Origin of the sequence: Lactonifactor longoviformis (assembly GCF_042848515.1) — a bacterium.
In the GTDB taxonomy this organism is placed as follows: Bacteria; Bacillota; Clostridia; order Lachnospirales; family Lachnospiraceae; genus Lactonifactor; species Lactonifactor longoviformis.
Map to the genome: position 1 here is coordinate 32,050 of NZ_AP031453.1, position 16,463 is coordinate 48,512.

A 16,463-nucleotide genomic window follows, 5' to 3' on the forward strand; every position below is an offset into this window, starting at 1 on the left:
TTACCGGAAAGGGAGGATATTATGCAAAAACTGAAACTGAACATTGAACGCTGCAAAGGATGCGGGTACTGCGTAGATGCCTGCAAACAGAAAGCCTTGTCACAGCCGGGACAGCTGAACAAAAAGGGCTACAGTATCGTAGTCGCAGACGAGGAGAAATGTATTCAATGCGGAATGTGCTACCGTATGTGTCCGGACTGTGTGTTTGAGATTTTGGAATAAGGAGGGGAAAAAATGGCAGCAGAAAAAGTCATGATGAAAGGAAACGAAGCATTGGCAGAAGCCGCGCTTAGAGCGGGCTGCAGATTTTACAGCGGATATCCCATAACTCCCCAGACAGAGATCCTGGAATATCTGTCCTGGAGAATGGAAGAGGTCGGCGGTGAATTTGTGCAGACAGAATCAGAACTGGCAGGAATCAATATGCTCTACGGGGCAACGGCAGCCGGAGCCAGAGTACTTACCAGCTCAGCCGGTCCGGGATTTGCGCTGAAGCAGGAGGGGATCTCCTATTTGTGCGCTGCGGATTTGCCGGCTGTCCTAATCGATGTTATGAGGATAGGAAACGGACTGGGTGATATTGCACAGGGGCAGGGAGATTACTGGCAGCTGACCAGAGGCGGAGGAAACGGAGACTACAGAACTATAGTTCTTGCGCCCAACAGCGTGCAGGAGAGTGCGGACCTGGTTTATGAAGCCTTTGACCTGGCGGAAAAGTATCTGCATCCGGTTATTATTGGATCCGATGCGGCCATTGGCCAGATGATGGAGGCAGTGACCTTTCCGGAGATGAAGGAACACAACATTGATAAGTTTGACTGGACCGTGAAAGGGTGCAAACCCGGGGATACCCAGAGAATTATATCTAATGTCTGCTTCTATGGACATCCGGATTACGAGGAATATCTGAGAGAAAAATACAGGACAATTGAGGAGAATGAACAGCGCTGGGAGAGCATGCAGACAGAAGACGCGGAGATTATCCTGGTAGCCTACGGAATCTCCTCCAGAGTTGCAAAGGAAGCAGTCCGCAACGGAAGAAAACAGGGGTTAAAGCTGGGTCTTATCCGTCCCATCACTTTATGGCCCTATCCGGTTCAGGCATTCCAGAATTTATCGGATCACTTTAAAGGATTTATCAGTGTGGAGATGAATATTCTGGGCCAGATGGTGGATGACATTAAGCTGGCCACAGACGCAAAATATCCAATAGAATTCTATGGTACTTTCTTTGATGTGCCTGAGAGTGAACGAATCATTGAAATCGCAAAGACAATGGCAGAGAGATAGGGGGTTATGTCAGTGAAATTAAAAGCACCGGAAACAGTTACCTTTAGACCAACCTCATTCTGTCCCGGATGCGGTCATGGGATCGCAGCCAGGCTGATAGGGGAAATTATAGATGAGATGGGACTGCAGCAAGATTTTATTCCCACCGTGGATGTGGCGTGCGGAGCGCTGAATATGGATACCTGGCGATTTGATACCGTTATGGCTGCACACGGCAGACCCGTTGTTGTGGCAATCGGAGTGAAAAAAGTCCGCAAGGATAAACTTTCAGTGGCTTATATCGGGGATGGGGCAGCATATGCCATAGGTATGGCTGAGACGATGCACGCCGCATTGAGAAATGACAATGTCGTTGTAATAGTTATGAATAACGGAGTATTTGGAATGACAGGCGGTCAGATGGCGCCTACTACCCTGATTGGACAGAAGACAACATCTTCCCCGAAGGGAAGAGATCCAAAAAAGCAGGGGGAACCTTTTGATGTTGTAAAAGCACTGGGAGAGTTTGACATTGCGTATTTGGCGAGGGCGTCCCTGGACTGCCCGGCATCGGTCAATAAGGCCAAAAAATACATAAAGAAGGCATTTGAAAAACAGATGAACAATGAGGGATTCTGTCTGGTTGAAATTCTTGCCCCATGTCCCACAAACTGGGGGCTGTCACCGGTAGACAGCCTGAAGCATATTCGTGAGAAGACGCTTTCCTATTATAAGCTGGGAGAATTCGTAGATAAGAAAGGAGAAGAAAAATGACAGAAATTATTTGTGCGGGATTCGGCGGTCAGGGTGTACTGATCACCGGGATGATTCTGGCCTACTGCGGTATGCAGGAGGGAAAATATTTTACCTGGTATCCTTCTTATGGCTCGGAGATGCGGGGAGGAACAGCCAACTGCAATGTAAAAATAAGTGAGGAAGAGATTGCCAGCCCATATGCAAAACATTTGGATATTCTTGTATCTATGAATGATGTGGCAATTAATAAGTTTGAACCGACTATGAAGCCGGGGGCGGTTTTGATGGCCAATAGTTCTCTTCTGGCAGAGGACAGAGTGTTCAGAGATGACATCAGGGTTGTAAAAGTCCCGGCTACGGAGATCGCTGCCAGGCTGGATAATCCAAAGGGAACCAATATTGTAATGCTTGGCGCACTTTGCAAGGCTACGGGGCTGTTTGAGGAAGAATTTATGAAACGTTCAATAGATGAATATTTTGCTAAAAAAGGCAAAGTGAATCCTAAGAATGCTCTGTGCTTTGATGAAGGATTCAAGGCAGTTTCATAGAAAGTAGGTGTCGAGATGGATTTGAATAAGCTGCTGAAAGCCAGGTCACTTGCGGTAGTGGGAGCCAGTGAAAAACCGGGGTTCGGGGGAGATACCTGCAGAAATATCCTGGAGTATAGGAAAGATTTGAGCAGAGTATATTTTGTAAACCCGGGCAGAGAGACGGTGCTGGGGAGAAAGTGCTATAAAAGTCTTTCGGAGATTGACGACGAGGTAGAGCTGGTTATTATCTGCACTTCACAGGCCACAGTATGCGGCCTGCTGAGGGAGGCAAAAACAAAGGGCTGCGGGGGAGCGGTTGTCTTTGCCAGCGGCTATAGTGAAACCGGAGATGAAAAAGGGAAGGCGGCGGAAGAAGAGCTGAAGTCTCTGGCGAAGGAATTGGACATTGCGGTTTTGGGTCCAAATTGTGGAGGATTCAACAATTATGTGGATGACGTAATTTCATTTGCATTTCCTGTGGAAAAGAGAGACAGAAAAGGAAGCATTGGGTTTATTTCACAGAGCGGACAGTTTTGCATTAACCTTATGGACAGCAGTGAGATGAGATTTTCTTATGCAATTTCTATCGGGAATGGAAAGATTGTAACATTGGAAGACTATCTGGATTTTTTGGTTGAGGACGAACATACAAAGGTCATTGCAGTCTATATGGAAGGCGTCCAGGATGCGGAACATTTTGCTTCCTGTCTGCGTAAGGCTGCGGAAAAGAAAAAGCCTGTCATTATTCAGAAGGGCGGAAAAAGCGAAAAGGGCGGCAAGATAGCGGCATCTCATACAGGGGCCCTTGCAGGATCCGACAGGGCCTATGATGCAGTATTTGATAAGTTTGGCGTTATCAGGGCGGACGATATGCAGGAGATGATGTCAACGGCGCTGCTGTTATCCACTTTAAAAAATCTTCCGGAAAAGGCGGCATTTGCGTCCATGAATATATCCGGAGGGGAAACCGCAATCTGTGCGGATATGGGCAGCACGTTTGGAATTAACTATCCGGATTTTGAGGAAAGTACCCTGAAAAAGTTAAAATCCATGCTTCCCTCCTTCTGTACGCCGGGTAATCCTCTGGATATGACGGCAGCTCTCTGTTATGACAGTGACCTATATGCAGAGGGACTGAAGGTAGTGATGGATGATCCCAATATTGAGATGGTCCTCATAGGAATCACCATACAGTTGGTAGTGGCAGATCCTACTATATATAATATTTATCATGGAGTTAAGAAGGTTGTGGATCAGGGATATAAAAAACCCATTGCCATACTGCCCTTTATTGAGGGAACACGCAACCGGGATGTGGCAGAGAAATTCAGGGAGATTGGAGTCCCCATTCTTCCCAGCCCGAAGTATGCTTTTTCCGCTCTGAGTCATCTTTCTAGCTATATAAGGTATGACAGCAGCAAACGGGAGCTTTCTCTGGCAGTTCCCAAAAAAGCACCTGCGGGAAAGAGGCGGGCATTGAGTGAGGTAAAAAGTAAACAGATGCTTATGGAGAATGGAATATCTCTGGATCTTGGAGTAATCGTTACAAGCAGGGAGGATGCCCTTGAGAAGGCAAAGTACCTTACCTATCCGGTGGTGATGAAGATAGAATCTGACGATATTCTCCATAAATCAGATGTCGGAGGCGTGATCCTGAATATTAAGAGCGAAGACGAGATAGGGAAGGCGTTTGATACGATTCTGACAAATGTAAAGAGCAGAATGCCGGAAGCTAAGATTAACGGGATCCTGATGCAGAACATGATGCCCCAGGGGACCGAACTGATTCTTGGGGTAAAAAGAGACGCACAATTCGGACCCATGCTGCTGGCCGGTCTGGGAGGCGTATTCGTGGAAGTGTTCGGTGACAGCTCTCTGTACCCCATTCCTCTGAATAAAAACGAAGCATATGAGATGCTGAAGTCCCTGAAATCGTATAAAATGCTGACCGGTTACAGAGGCACACCGCCCAGAGATATAGATGCCGTAGTGGAAATGATGGTTGCCATATCAGAATTTGCCCGGAAGAACAAAGACAGACTCTGTGAGCTGGATATAAATCCTCTGTTTGTATACGGGGAAGGTGCCGGAGTTGGTGTGGCAGATGCATTAGTAGTGCTGGAAGAGTAAAGCTTCCTGCGGATGGAGGTGCTGGCCTTTGAAGGGGATTGATATCTGTTTTGTAGTAATTTATATGGCAATGATGCTGGGTATTGGGATTTACACGTCACGGAAGCAAAGCAGTATGGAGACTTATTATGTGGCAGGTAGAAAGCTGGGAACATTTTCCATTGCCTGTCTCTGGATCTCCTGCTGGATAGGGGGTGCCTCGGTAATAGGAACCTCTACAAAGGCTTACGATATGGGGATTACTGCCATATGGTATGTGGGGATACTGGCTGTGGGCTGTGGACTGTTTTCCCTGGTCTTTTCAAAAAAAGTAAAGCAAATAGGGGATCATCTTGAAAATCTGACCTACCCGGACTTTATAGAGAGCAGGTACGATCACAGGTGCAGATTCGTATCTACCATCTGTACTCTGATTGGGATGATCGGGGTGACAGCATCGCAGCTCGTGGCAAGCGGAATGATTTTGAACACGATTACGGGGTGGGGAAATGGGATTTCATTTACAGTGGCAGCTGTAGTTTTGATACTTTATACGGCATTGGGAGGATACCTTGCGGTAACCTATACGGACTGGATTCAGGTAGGTCTTTTAATGATAGGAGTCATCATAGCGGTACCTTTTGCAGCAAATGCAATCGGAGGTGCAGGGGAGATCCGGGCGCTTCCGGACAGTTATTTCGATGTCGGGGCCTGGGGGTGGCCTACCATTATAGCATTTGCCCTCTCTACGCTGCTTTCCTTTTTTACTACCATGGACAGCTATACCAGATGTATGGCGGCCAAGGATGCCAATACAGCAAGAAAAGGCGGCTTTATCGCTGCTCTGTGTATCCTGCCCATTGCACTTTGTGCTACGTATGAAGGTCTGGCAGCGAAAGTTTTAATACCGGATCTTCCCGCAGGAAGTAATTCTCTGATACAATTAATATTGATGACATTCCCCAGCGGAATCAAAGGGCTGGTGATAACAGGGATCTTTGCCGCTATTATGTCCTCTGCGGATATTGCAATCTTAACAGCATCGGCAAATGTGACCAGGGATATCTACCAAAGATACATTAACCCGAAGGCTTCCGATAAGAGAATTGTACGTCTGGGAACCATCAGTTCTCTTATTATAGGATGTATCAGTCTGTTATTTGCATGGCTGAATCCTGATATTATGGATATACTGCTGATTACGTTTACTTTTTTATCGGCGGGACTTTTTATTCCTACATTTTTTGGTTTCTTCTGGAAACGGGGAAGTATCAGCGCAGCCTTTTACAGTATGACCTTCTCTCTGTTAACCGTAATCGTATGGTACATTGGACGGTCTCTGGGATGGGGATCCATTTTTCATATAGATGCTTTATGGCCGGGTCTGGGAGTATCAGCCGTTTTGTTTTTTTCCATATCTGTGCTGAGAGGCCAGAAGGCAGAGGAGAGGGAGAAAATTCAACATTTTTTATCGTAACAAGTGATGGAAAGGAAGGAAGTCTATGAAAATTATAATTGCAGAATATCCGGAATCCGCGGATCGGGATCTCAGTATAGAGAGGGAAGTATTTCCTGAGGATGCAGTGCTGGAGCTGGCTGTGTATACTCCGGAGACAGAGGATGCCTTTATTGAACAGTGCAGGGATGCGGATGCCATCCTGGTGGGATATGTAGGCATTAACAAAAGAATTATCGACGGACTGGAGAACTGTAAGGTTATCTCTGTTCAGGCGACGGGATGGAACTATGTGGACTGGGAATACGCCAGGGAGAAGAAGATTGCAGTCTGCGCCATAGGCGAGTACTGTACACAGGAAGTTGCGGATCACGCCATTATGCTGATGCTGGCACTGCTGAAGGGCCTGAAAACGTACGAGAGAAGCGTTCAGACGGACAAACAATGGATCTACAACGCAAAGCCTGGTGTAAAACGCATTGAAGGGCTTAAGCTGGGAATTGCAGGATACGGGAAGATTGGAAGAGCTGTTGCAAAAAGAGCACAAAGCTTTGGCATGGAGATACTGGCCTACGATCCCTATATATCTGATGAGGCCGTCCGGGAGATGGGAGCAGAGCCTGTGACAATGGATGAGCTTCTGGAACAAAGTGATGTAATCACTATTCATATGAATCTGACCGGAGAAAATCAGGGGATGTTTGACCTGGAAAAGTTTAGGAAAATGAAGCGCAGCCCAATACTCCTGAATGTGGCCAGAGGAGGTGCGGTAAAAGAAGAGGATCTGGTATATGCGCTGGATCACGGACTGGTGAGCGGTGCGGGGCTGGACGTACTCTCTTCCGAGACACCGGATATGAATACGTGTCCCCTGGCGGGAAGGGAGAATGTCATTATTACCCCTCACAGTGCGTTTTACTCTACTACCACGGAGTATCTCCTGTATAAGATTCCTGCGGAAAATGTACTCCGCTGTCTGGAGGGCAAATATAAAGAGGCAAACAGAGTAGTAAATGGGGTTGGATTAGAGTAAGGAAAGTATGGAAGAGATGTCTGTTTTTCGGAGAGTTCTCCGATGGGAGCAGGCATCTCTTTTACTGCCCAAAAAGCAGGGATCACAGTTGAATAATATCTGACGGAAGGATATAATATTTCTATCAAATAATTTAATAAGATGAAGGGAATATTCTGTTATGGAAGCAGTACAAAAAGGGAAAAAGGAACAGTTTGCCTCCGACACTTCAGCAAGAACGGCAAAGGACTGGGCCAAGGCATTGCTGATTCTCCTTATTGGCCTTACAGTGGCCCATCTGGGGGTGACACTCTTTCTTCTGTCGGAGCTGGGAACGGATACATTCACTGTTTTTATCCAGGGGCTTGCCAGGAATGTCCATCTGACGGTGGGAACGGTACATGTAATTGTTTTGTGTATCTTAATGATCCTCATGGCGGTGACAACCAAAGGGTACATAAAGCCCGGCACTATCCTGTGTGCCTTCTGCGGGGGGCCTATTATTGATTTATTCACGTGGGTATTTCAGGATTTCATTAATGGAAATGCGCCCATGGGAATCCGTGCGGCCAGTATGGTTGCAGGATGTATTATTTTATCCGCGGGAATGTCCGTGGTCATCAACAGCAATGCAGGCACAGGTCCAAATGATCTGGTGGCCATTATATTATCGGATAAGATTGCCTCTGTGCAGTTCCGGTGGGTCCGGGTTGGATGTGACCTGTTTTTTGTGACATTGGGGTATATTCTGGGGGGAACCGTGGGTGTGGGAACCATAGCGGCAGTTTTCCTGACAGGACCCCTGGTGCAGTTCTGGCTGCCCAGAACTAAAAAACTTCTGCCGGCATGCTGATGAAGAGGAGGCGCTCCTATTAGAACGGGTGACTTAGGTATATGGAAAAAACTTACCCCTATTTTTATTTCAGAATTTGCATCTATCTTTTACTGTATAGTGTTTACCCCTCTGGGGTATATTCTGAAGGATTTTCCGGGACAGGAAAAAACGGTATATTTAATGGTTACGCTTCCCGGGATTACTGCTATGATTGGCGGGTTTGCTTCTGCCGGCCTTATACAGAGAATAAGCAGCAAATCTTTAGTTGTGGGTTCTATTATTATGACAATTGTGGGAGGACTCCTCATACGGTTTACCGGAATCCGCAGTTTGCCTCTCTGTATAGCGGGATCTGCGCTGACTGGCTTTGCGTCAGGGGTAATTCCTTCCGCAAATTTAGCTGCTCTGGCGGAGACTGCACCCGCAGATCTGAGAGATAAGGTGTGCGGCTGGACCTGCGTATGCAGTAATCTGGGATTTATTGTGTGCAATACCATAGCCGGTTACAGTGCGGCAGGGGGGAACTGGGCGAAATCATTTAATGCTGCCTTTGTGCTGGTTCCTGTATTGCTTGCCGCTGTCATCTGGTATCCCTCAGGAAAAGGGAGTATGTCCAAGGCAGAGGCATACGGGGAAACAGCGGAAGGCACTGCTTTGCCGAAGGAAGAGAGGATGCCAAAATGTATTATGGGTCTGATTGCTGTTAAGTTCCTGTCTGCCATGTTTTACATGTCCCTGGGACTGAATGCATCAAGCTACATTATCAATGAACTGGGTACAGGAACTTCTGCCCTTGTGGGCAATGTAACTACGGTAAATAAGGTAGTGGGACTTGTGGTCACTATGTTTCTGTTTTTGTGGCTGAAGGCTTTTAAAGGTGCAAGTACAGTGGCAGCCGGCATTGTGATGGGAGTCTGTACCCTCACCGTTGCTCTGGTTCCCGGTACCATTGGGTTTGTGGCAGGCTACAGCTTATTAAATCTGGGAGTGAATGCATTCCACGCAGCCCAGGGAACTGTAGTGGCTATGACACCAAAAGGGAAGTACGTGGGAATTGCTTCGGGTCTGTTTATTGGTGCTACTTACTGCGGCGAGGCGCTTTGCGCGTATGTGGCGCCGTGGACGGGTAAGCTTCTCTTTGGGTCGGATCTGCCCTCGTCGGCTATAAAAGCAGGTGGAATTTTTTGTATTCTGTTCGGTTTGATTAGCTATCCGTTTTTTAGGGAAGCATATAAAAGGGCTTTTCCCGGAAGATAATGTGAAAGGATGCCGCACCATAGGAATATGGGGGCATCCTTTCGTTAAATGAGGGATCCGATTATGTGAAATAAAAGGTTACAGATTTGCAAGTGTCTCTATGGCATGCTCTGCAATGATGCACGCGTGGTGCTCTTCCATGTAGGCTTTCTGTGCCGGGGAGATTGCCTTCAAGGGGGCGAATTCTGTCCACACAATGCCGCAGGTATTCATCTGCTGTTCATTGTCTGTGTCAGGTTCCGCCAAAATATAGTACTGGTTATCTACCTGATAAAGGGAATTGACTACTTGAACCCTTCCATTGAGTATCCTGGAAGCCTGAATGACATCGTCTAAGCTCTCAAATCGGTACAGCAGGAAGAGATCCTGCCCGGGTTCAATTATATTTTCCGGAAGCTGCTGATTCTCGGCAAGCTGTTTCTTCTTTGTTATCGCAAAGGAAACCTTTTCTTCTGACATCTCAGTCAGCTGACAATACAGGAGATAACCTTCAACCTGAAACTGAAAATCCTCTTCTGCCATCTCCAGAGCTCTTTGAAAAAGTGTCTGAACCTTTGTTGTTCCCAACAGGAAATCCTGGAGCTTCAGCTGATTCTCAACAAAATCGTTTTTGTCTAAAGACCACAGGAACTGGGAATCATTAATTTTTTCAACTTTCATGGTTATCCTCCTCTCTAATCTATGAAAACTTAGTGATAGTTGCCGCAGTATAATAATTAATCTATTGTTATATGTATAATATAATAAATAGAACATGAAAGGTCAAGTACTATTTTCATATTTCATAGAAAATTAATTTTTCTTCTAATTTCTGTTAAATATCTTGAGATAATGTATAATATGAGTATATCACCTTAACGGAGAGGAGTATAAGATGACAGAGGATGTAAAAAGAGCATTGAGCGTAATTGCCCAGGTAAAAAAGGCAGTTATGGGCAAAGATGCCTGTATTATAAAAACAATGACTGCTATTCTGGCGGGAGGTCACGTATTAATAGAAGACATACCGGGAGTGGGGAAGACAACCCTTGCCCTTGCATTCTCCAAGGCTATGGGACTGGAACAGAACAGAATGCAGTTTACACCGGATGTGCTTCCGGCGGATATCACCGGGTTTTCCATTTACAAAAAAGAGACAAATTCTTTTGTTTATCAGCCCGGAGCGGTAATGTGCAATCTCTTTCTGGCAGATGAGATCAACCGTACCTCACCTAAGACACAATCTGCGCTTCTGGAGGTTATGGAAGAGGGAAAGGTTACCGTGGACGGTGTGCAGCAGGAGATTCCCCGTCCGTTTATTGTGATAGCCACCCAGAATCCAGTGGGGAGTGCCGGAACCCAGATGCTTCCGGAATCACAGATCGACAGGTTTATGATCTGCATCAGTATGGGATATCCCAGCATGAAGGATGAGATTGAGATTGCAAAAGGCAATACTTCCGGTACGCCTATTGAGGATGTAAAAACGGTAATTTCAAGAGAGGATCTCCTTCATCTTCAGGAGGAGGCGGGTAAGATTTTTATTCACGATGAGGTTTATGAATATATCGGAAAGCTGATACAGGCGACCAGGGAAGATCCTCTGATTGCACTGGGAATCAGCCCCCGGGGTACCATTGCGCTTACTAAAATGGCTAAAGCGTATGCGTTTCTTCATAAGAGAGAGTATGTGATACCGGAGGATGTATCCTATGTGTTCCCTGATATAGCCGTACATCGGATCTGCATGAATTCCAAGGCCAGAATCAACCATGTGACAGAGGAGAAGATTATTGGACAGATTCTGGATCGGGTGAGGCGTCCTTCTGTGCGGAGAGGTTACTAGGAATGGGTAAAATTATTAGTTATCTGATTGGGGTTCTGCTGACACTGTTCTTCTCTTTAATGTATAACAGCAGGGAACTGATTATGCTGTTTTTGGCAGAGATTCTGATCCCTTTTTTTATGCTGGTATGTATCAGCTACCCTGCGGGCAGGATGAAGGCAAAGATGACGGTTCTGGATTCCGTAATCACAAGAGGAGAGGGCACAAAGCTGGCTTTAGAGCTTTATAATCCCTCAAGCTGGATACTTCCAAAAGTGGCGGCACGGATCCGTTATAAAAATCTGCTTTTAGGTACTGAGGGAGTATTTGTAATGGAGGGGATTGTGGGAGGGAAGAGCCGGGTAAGGCTGACCTGCCCCGTCAATAGCGATTTCTGCGGAAAAATCCTTTTGACTCTGGATGGAATCCGGGTGTATGATTATATGCACTTTTTTTCTGTCAAAAAACGAATAACCGGGTCAGAGGAGCTTGCCGTACTTCCAAAAGGATATGAAACCTTTGTAAATGTCAGCAGAGCCACCAGGGAGTTTCCGGCGGAGGGGGAGGAATATGATAAGGAAAGAAAAGGAGACGACCCTTCGGAGATCTTTCAGATAAGAGAATACAGGGCAGGGGACAGGCCTCAGAGGATCCACTGGAAACTGAGTGCGCGGTCAGAGGAACTTATGGTAAAAGAGTACAGCAGGCCTTTAGGCTGTGCAGTAGTGATGTTTCTGGATTTCAGGCGGTACCGGAATGGAGGAGATGTGAGCGGACTGCTTGAGCTTGCACTTTCTGTATCACTGGCACTTCTGGCCGGACATTGTATGCATTTTCTATGCTGGTTTGACAGGGAAGAACAGAAGCTGATTCGGGCCAGGATAGAGAATACAGATGATATCTATGAAATGCTGGAACCCCTGATTCAGATTCCGCTCTACGAAGAGGAGATAGAACTGGAGCGCCTGTATAGGGATCAGTATCCCGGGGAGAATTACAGTACTGGGATTCGCCTGAATCTATTGCTGGAGCTGTATCTGAAGGAAAGCTTATGGGTAAGGTTCCACGGCGAGGGGCTGGAGGATGAACTCCGGGGAATGGATCTGACAGTATAGGGGGTATAGGAGACAGAACTTATGTTAAGAAGAAAAAAAGGGAAGACGGAGGGGATTACCGTTTCCCCGTATACCAGTATTGAAATAATGAGCGGAAATGAAAAAAAGAGCGGCGGTACAGGGACTCTCCTGCTAACGGCGTATCTTTTTCTGTTTTTTACTGGTGTGGCTTACGCCTTTATCAGCCTGGCCGAGCTTCCCGTCTCCAAAGCGGGAATTCTGCCGTTTTGCCTGGCCTCTTCGGTCGTGTTCGGCATAGCTGCCTTTGGAACTTATGCCAAAGGTATATTTTACGTTTTTGTTTTTTTGGTGACAGGAGGCATAGGATTTATAGGCCGGGATACCCTTGGCTATGGGTTTGGCGTGATTGCCAACAGGGTCATTGCTGAGATTAACCGGTACTACAGCGGTAATATGGAAATGTTTCCGGTAAATGACAGTGACACCGGAGCATGTACGTTAAGTTTTTGCTTTGGAATGTTTGTGCTGATGTTGGTGATCTCTGCGGTTCTGGGGTATTGGGCCAGAAAATGGGTTCTCGGGGTTCTGATTGTGTATATCCTGTGGGCGGGCCTGTTAATGGGCAGGGTTCCCTCGGCAGTGTCTCTGGGGATGCTGGTAATATCCTACTGCGGAATGTCAGCCGTCATCTCCGCAAGAAATATGCCTCTGGAGGGGGACAAAAGGTCCTTGGGAGCAGGCAGCGCCGGGCTCTTTATGGGGATCCTCGCCGGAATTCTGATATTGATTGCCGGTGTTGTACTGACACCGGCGGCATCCCCCGGCATATTAAAAAATCAGAAACGTATATACCAGACAGTAAACCGGATCGAGCAGCAGATTATGTCCGGACAATTTAAAGATTGGAATATGTTTTCCAATGTTTCCCTTCCCTTTTATACATCCAGCGGTATGCTGGACAACAGAGAGATTACGTATAAAGGGGAGGAAGAGCTGTATGTCATATTAGAGGAAAGGCCGGAGCGTGATATTTATCTCAGAGGATTTGTAGGAGATGAATATATGGGAAACCGATGGAATCCTGTATCAGGCAGCAGCAATCTCCGTTCCCATAAGATTCAGAACATATCCCATGATTTTTTGTTATCCAATGCCGGGACAGACCAGAGGCTTTCCAGACAATCTATGGGGATACAGATTGTGAATGCAGATTCCTCTGTGGCATATGTTCCTTACTATTCTTATATTCCGGACAGTGCTGTGACAGAGGGAGACGGGGCCGTAAGGAGCAGTTCAGGAAACACGCAGGAGTACGAGGGGTATTTCAGCAATTTTGAGTGTCTGGAGTGGCCTTCTGTTACGGATAACGGTACCGCGGAGCCGGAGTACCGGGCATTTGTCTATGAACAGTATACTCTATTGCCCCGGGAGGGTCTGAAACAGCTGCGCAGTCAATGCCAGGGACAGAATCTGGCAGAAATCAATGATATTACACAATACATTCGGAATACCCTGCACCAGAATACCTCCTACAGCCTTAAGATCAACAAGCTTCCCAGAGGAGAGGATTTTGCGGAATACTTTTTGTACGGCCAGAAAAGGGGATACTGCATTCACTATGCAACCACAGCTGTTCTAATGTATCGGATGTTCGGCATTCCTGCCCGCTATGTTACTGGTTTTATTGTCCCGCAGAATGAATTTCAGGAACAGGAGGGGGCATACAGAGCAGTGGTAAAAGATGAAAAATCTCATGCCTGGGTGGAGATCTATCTGGACGGCCGGGGATGGATGCCTGTGGAGGTGACGCCCGGATACCTGCCCGGGGAGGAAGGACAGGAAATTCCGGAGTTACAGGAGAATACCTCACAGGAGGGGCTGGATAATACCGGGGATACCCCTGAGGAGGAAGCAGAGGATAGCCGGGGGGAGAAAGAAAGTCTATCCGGGGAAACTGAAGCTAAGGAAAAGAAAAGCGTCAGCAATTCAGACAGGAAGGCAGGAATCGGGGACAGGTTCTGGGATAGAATCACCGGGAATATGAGCAGCCAGGCAGGAAGAGCGGTGCGCTATGGCGGAACTGCAGCTGCGTCTGTTATCTTTCTGTTGTTATTAATAATGCTCAGAAGATGGTTCTTAGTGTCCAGGCGCCTCAGACTTTTTGGAAACCGTAATCCAAATTTGGCAATTATAAGAATATCTCACAGCATATACCAGGTTCTGACAGAAGCGGGATATGATCAGGGGGATAAGATGTGGGACCTTCAGTGGGCGTCTTATGTGCAGGACAACCTTCCCTGCCTGGAAAAAGAAGAGTTTCTGGCATTTATGACAGCCGCACAGCGGGCTGCATTCGGAAAGGAAAGATGCTCCAGACAGGAGGTAATTGACGGAAGAAAGCTGTACAGGAGGATCAGCAGGTACCTCTATAAAAGCTTTCATGGATGGAAAAAGCTTCAGTGGAAATATATAAAGTGCAGATAAAATAAGTATTGCATATACGCGTAAAAGGCTTCATACTATTCAGTGGAATATACTTGGCCGGAGGAGGACAAAAGAGATGTTAAATTGTCTGTATGTAGGACTGGGAGGAGCTCTGGGGGCAGTGGGAAGATACCTTATGGGACAAATCCCGCTGCCCAGGATGTCATTTCCAGTGATGACCCTTGTCATCAATTTTCTGGGTGCATTTCTGATTGGGATAATCAGCGCAGCCGCAGCTAAACACGGGGCGGGAAGCACCCCCTTGATCCTATTCCTGAAAGTGGGGGTATGCGGAGGGTTTACTACCTTTTCTACCTTTGCCCTGGAGACAACAAATCTGCTGGGGGAGGGCAGAATGCTGGCAGGTATGCTTTATATTATCTTAAGCGTGTGTCTGTGTATGGGAGCTGTAATGGCAGGGGGGATGCTGGTAAAGTAGACCCCGGTTATATTTGTATTTTACTGGAATTATGGTATAATTTGTACAATCAGTCAAATATCCTTTCCGGTAAGGCAAGGTATCTGACCCTTGCGGGCGGTACGCAAGAATAAAATGATCAGGAAATGAGGGACAATACATATGAGCAAAGGATATGAAATTGAAACGAAATGTATACAATCGGGCTGGAAGCCCAGGAAAGGGGAGCCCAGGGTTCTCCCTATCTATCAGAGTACTACTTTTAAATATGATACCACAGATGAGATGGGTAAATTATTTGATCTTGAGGATGACGGGTATTTTTATACCAGGCTGCAGAACCCAACCAATGATGCTGTGGCGGCCAAGATAGCAGATCTGGAGGGCGGTGTGGCCGCTATGCTGACCTCATCCGGTCAGGCGGCTAACTTCTATGCAATATTTAATATTTGTGAGGCAGGAGATCATATCGTTTGTGCCAATGCAGTCTATGGAGGTACCTTTAACCTGTTTGGCGTGACGATGAAAAAGCTTGGCATTGCGTGCACTTTTGTGAATCCCGATGACAGCTACGAAGAGCTCTGCAAGGCCTTCCGGCCAAATACAAAAGCAGTGTTTGCCGAGACCATTGCTAATCCGGCCCTGGTTGTACTTGACATTGAGAAGTTTGCCAGGCTGGCCCATGAGCATGAGGTGCCTCTGATTGTGGACAACACCTTTGCTACCCCTGTAAACTGCCGTCCCTTTGAGTGGGGAGCAGACATTGTAACCCATTCAACCACGAAATATATGGATGGACATGCCATGCAGGTAGGGGGAGCAATTGTAGACAGCGGGAACTTTGACTGGGCTGCCTATGGAGATAAGTACCACGGTCTGACGAAACCTGATGAATCCTATCATGGAGTAGTCTACACAGAGAGGTTTGGAAAGGCTGCCTATATTACTAAGGCTACGGCACAGCTTATGAGAGATCTGGGCTCTATCCCGTCCCCTCAGAATTGTTTTCTGCTGAATGTGGGACTGGAGACTTTATTCCTCCGTGTGGAGAGGCACTGCTACAATGCACAGAAGGTGGCTGAATTCTTAAATGCTCATGAGAAGGTAGCCCATGTAAACTACGCAGGACTCCCGGGAGATAAGTATTATGAAGTGGCGAAGAAATACATGCCCAAGGGTACCTGCGGTGTCATCTCTTTTGAATTAAAGGGAGGAAGGGAAGACGCTGTGAAGTTTATGGACGGCCTGAAGCTGGCAGCTATCGTTACCCATGTGGCTGATGCCAGGACCAGTGTTCTTCACCCGGCAAGCCATACCCACCGGCAGATGAACGACCAGCAGCTGAAGGAAGCCGGAGTTTCCCCGGGAATGATTCGATTATCCGTTGGAATTGAGAATGTAAATGATATTATCGAAGATTTAAAGCAGGCTTTGGAACAGGCAGAATAATAGAACAG

General features: G+C 46.9%; 15 protein-coding genes. 14 read left to right on the plus strand and 1 reads right to left on the minus strand.

Going from position 1 to position 16,463, the window contains the following annotated elements:
• The first annotated feature begins 21 nt into the window (after positions 1-21).
• The 9 genes from ACGHCT_RS00170 to ACGHCT_RS00210 all read left to right on the plus strand — a co-directional run bounded on the left by ACGHCT_RS00170 (position 22) and on the right by ACGHCT_RS00210 (position 9,224).
• Entirely contained in the window at positions 22-222 is a 201-nt protein-coding gene (locus tag ACGHCT_RS00170) for a 4Fe-4S binding protein (protein ID WP_072853180.1), read from the plus strand.
• 12 nt (positions 223-234) lie between these two features.
• Positions 235-1,290 (plus strand): 3-methyl-2-oxobutanoate dehydrogenase subunit VorB, encoded by a 1,056-nt coding sequence (gene vorB / locus ACGHCT_RS00175; protein ID WP_390437535.1) that lies wholly within the window; start codon positions 235-237, stop codon positions 1,288-1,290.
• Between the two features lie 12 nt (positions 1,291-1,302).
• Positions 1,303-2,043, plus strand: coding sequence for a thiamine pyrophosphate-dependent enzyme (locus ACGHCT_RS00180; RefSeq protein WP_072853184.1), 741 nt, complete (start codon positions 1,303-1,305; stop codon positions 2,041-2,043).
• Positions 2,040-2,573: a 2-oxoacid:acceptor oxidoreductase family protein gene (locus ACGHCT_RS00185; RefSeq protein WP_072853186.1), complete on the plus strand. Its 534-nt coding sequence runs from the start codon at positions 2,040-2,042 to the stop codon at positions 2,571-2,573. The genes ACGHCT_RS00180 and ACGHCT_RS00185 overlap by 4 nt, the downstream gene beginning before the upstream one ends.
• A gap of 15 nt (positions 2,574-2,588) precedes the next feature.
• Entirely contained in the window at positions 2,589-4,685 is a 2,097-nt protein-coding gene (locus ACGHCT_RS00190) for an acetate--CoA ligase family protein (RefSeq protein ID WP_072853188.1), read from the plus strand.
• Positions 4,686-4,713: 28 nt separating this feature from the next.
• A complete protein-coding gene (locus tag ACGHCT_RS00195) occupies positions 4,714-6,141 on the plus strand; it encodes a sodium:solute symporter (RefSeq protein ID WP_390437536.1) in 1,428 nt (475 codons plus the stop codon).
• A 25-nt stretch (positions 6,142-6,166) separates the two neighbouring features.
• Positions 6,167-7,153 (plus strand): C-terminal binding protein, encoded by a 987-nt coding sequence (locus ACGHCT_RS00200; protein WP_390437538.1) that lies wholly within the window; start codon positions 6,167-6,169, stop codon positions 7,151-7,153.
• A gap of 160 nt (positions 7,154-7,313) precedes the next feature.
• Complete coding sequence (locus tag ACGHCT_RS00205; protein ID WP_072853194.1) at positions 7,314-7,985, plus strand: YitT family protein; 672 nt, start codon at positions 7,314-7,316, stop codon at positions 7,983-7,985.
• Between the two features lie 84 nt (positions 7,986-8,069).
• Positions 8,070-9,224, plus strand: coding sequence for an MFS transporter (locus ACGHCT_RS00210; RefSeq protein WP_341443491.1), 1,155 nt, complete (start codon positions 8,070-8,072; stop codon positions 9,222-9,224).
• A 78-nt stretch (positions 9,225-9,302) separates the two neighbouring features.
• Here the strand turns inward: ACGHCT_RS00210 and ACGHCT_RS00215 are convergent, their stop codons facing one another.
• A complete protein-coding gene (locus ACGHCT_RS00215) occupies positions 9,303-9,884 on the minus strand; it encodes an adaptor protein MecA (RefSeq protein WP_072853198.1) in 582 nt (193 codons plus the stop codon).
• A 214-nt stretch (positions 9,885-10,098) separates the two neighbouring features.
• Between ACGHCT_RS00215 and ACGHCT_RS00220 the strand changes: the two genes are divergently transcribed.
• From ACGHCT_RS00220 to ACGHCT_RS00240, 5 genes are all read left to right on the plus strand, one after another.
• Complete coding sequence (locus ACGHCT_RS00220) at positions 10,099-11,049, plus strand: MoxR family ATPase (RefSeq protein ID WP_072853200.1); 951 nt, start codon at positions 10,099-10,101, stop codon at positions 11,047-11,049.
• Positions 11,050-11,051: 2 nt separating this feature from the next.
• Complete coding sequence (locus ACGHCT_RS00225; protein WP_390437539.1) at positions 11,052-12,143, plus strand: DUF58 domain-containing protein; 1,092 nt, start codon at positions 11,052-11,054, stop codon at positions 12,141-12,143.
• Between the two features lie 21 nt (positions 12,144-12,164).
• Positions 12,165-14,588, plus strand: a complete 2,424-nt coding sequence (locus tag ACGHCT_RS00230; RefSeq protein ID WP_390437540.1) for a transglutaminase domain-containing protein — start codon at positions 12,165-12,167, stop codon at positions 14,586-14,588.
• Positions 14,589-14,664: 76 nt separating this feature from the next.
• Positions 14,665-15,027 (plus strand): fluoride efflux transporter CrcB, encoded by a 363-nt coding sequence (gene crcB / locus ACGHCT_RS00235; RefSeq protein ID WP_072853206.1) that lies wholly within the window; start codon positions 14,665-14,667, stop codon positions 15,025-15,027.
• Positions 15,028-15,168: 141 nt separating this feature from the next.
• Complete coding sequence (locus tag ACGHCT_RS00240) at positions 15,169-16,455, plus strand: O-acetylhomoserine aminocarboxypropyltransferase/cysteine synthase family protein (RefSeq protein WP_072853208.1); 1,287 nt, start codon at positions 15,169-15,171, stop codon at positions 16,453-16,455.
• Positions 16,456-16,463: the final 8 nt, after the last annotated feature.

What these genes read in the sequence shown, in the direction of transcription:
- ACGHCT_RS00170 (WP_072853180.1), top strand. Translation starts at nt 22, where the DNA reads ATGCAAAAACTGAAACTGAACATTGAACGCTGCAAAGGATGCGGGTAC.
- ACGHCT_RS00200 (WP_390437538.1), top strand. Translation starts at nt 6,167, where the DNA reads ATGAAAATTATAATTGCAGAATATCCGGAATCCGCGGATCGGGATCTC.
- ACGHCT_RS00185 (WP_072853186.1), top strand. Translation starts at nt 2,040, where the DNA reads ATGACAGAAATTATTTGTGCGGGATTCGGCGGTCAGGGTGTACTGATC.
- ACGHCT_RS00225 (WP_390437539.1), top strand. Translation starts at nt 11,052, where the DNA reads ATGGGTAAAATTATTAGTTATCTGATTGGGGTTCTGCTGACACTGTTC.
- ACGHCT_RS00220 (WP_072853200.1), top strand. Translation starts at nt 10,099, where the DNA reads ATGACAGAGGATGTAAAAAGAGCATTGAGCGTAATTGCCCAGGTAAAA.
- ACGHCT_RS00230 (WP_390437540.1), top strand. Translation starts at nt 12,165, where the DNA reads ATGTTAAGAAGAAAAAAAGGGAAGACGGAGGGGATTACCGTTTCCCCG.
- ACGHCT_RS00190 (WP_072853188.1), top strand. Translation starts at nt 2,589, where the DNA reads ATGGATTTGAATAAGCTGCTGAAAGCCAGGTCACTTGCGGTAGTGGGA.
- ACGHCT_RS00215 (WP_072853198.1), bottom strand. Translation starts at nt 9,884, where the DNA reads ATGAAAGTTGAAAAAATTAATGATTCCCAGTTCCTGTGGTCTTTAGAC.
- vorB (WP_390437535.1), top strand. Translation starts at nt 235, where the DNA reads ATGGCAGCAGAAAAAGTCATGATGAAAGGAAACGAAGCATTGGCAGAA.
- ACGHCT_RS00240 (WP_072853208.1), top strand. Translation starts at nt 15,169, where the DNA reads ATGAGCAAAGGATATGAAATTGAAACGAAATGTATACAATCGGGCTGG.
- crcB (WP_072853206.1), top strand. Translation starts at nt 14,665, where the DNA reads ATGTTAAATTGTCTGTATGTAGGACTGGGAGGAGCTCTGGGGGCAGTG.
- ACGHCT_RS00205 (WP_072853194.1), top strand. Translation starts at nt 7,314, where the DNA reads ATGGAAGCAGTACAAAAAGGGAAAAAGGAACAGTTTGCCTCCGACACT.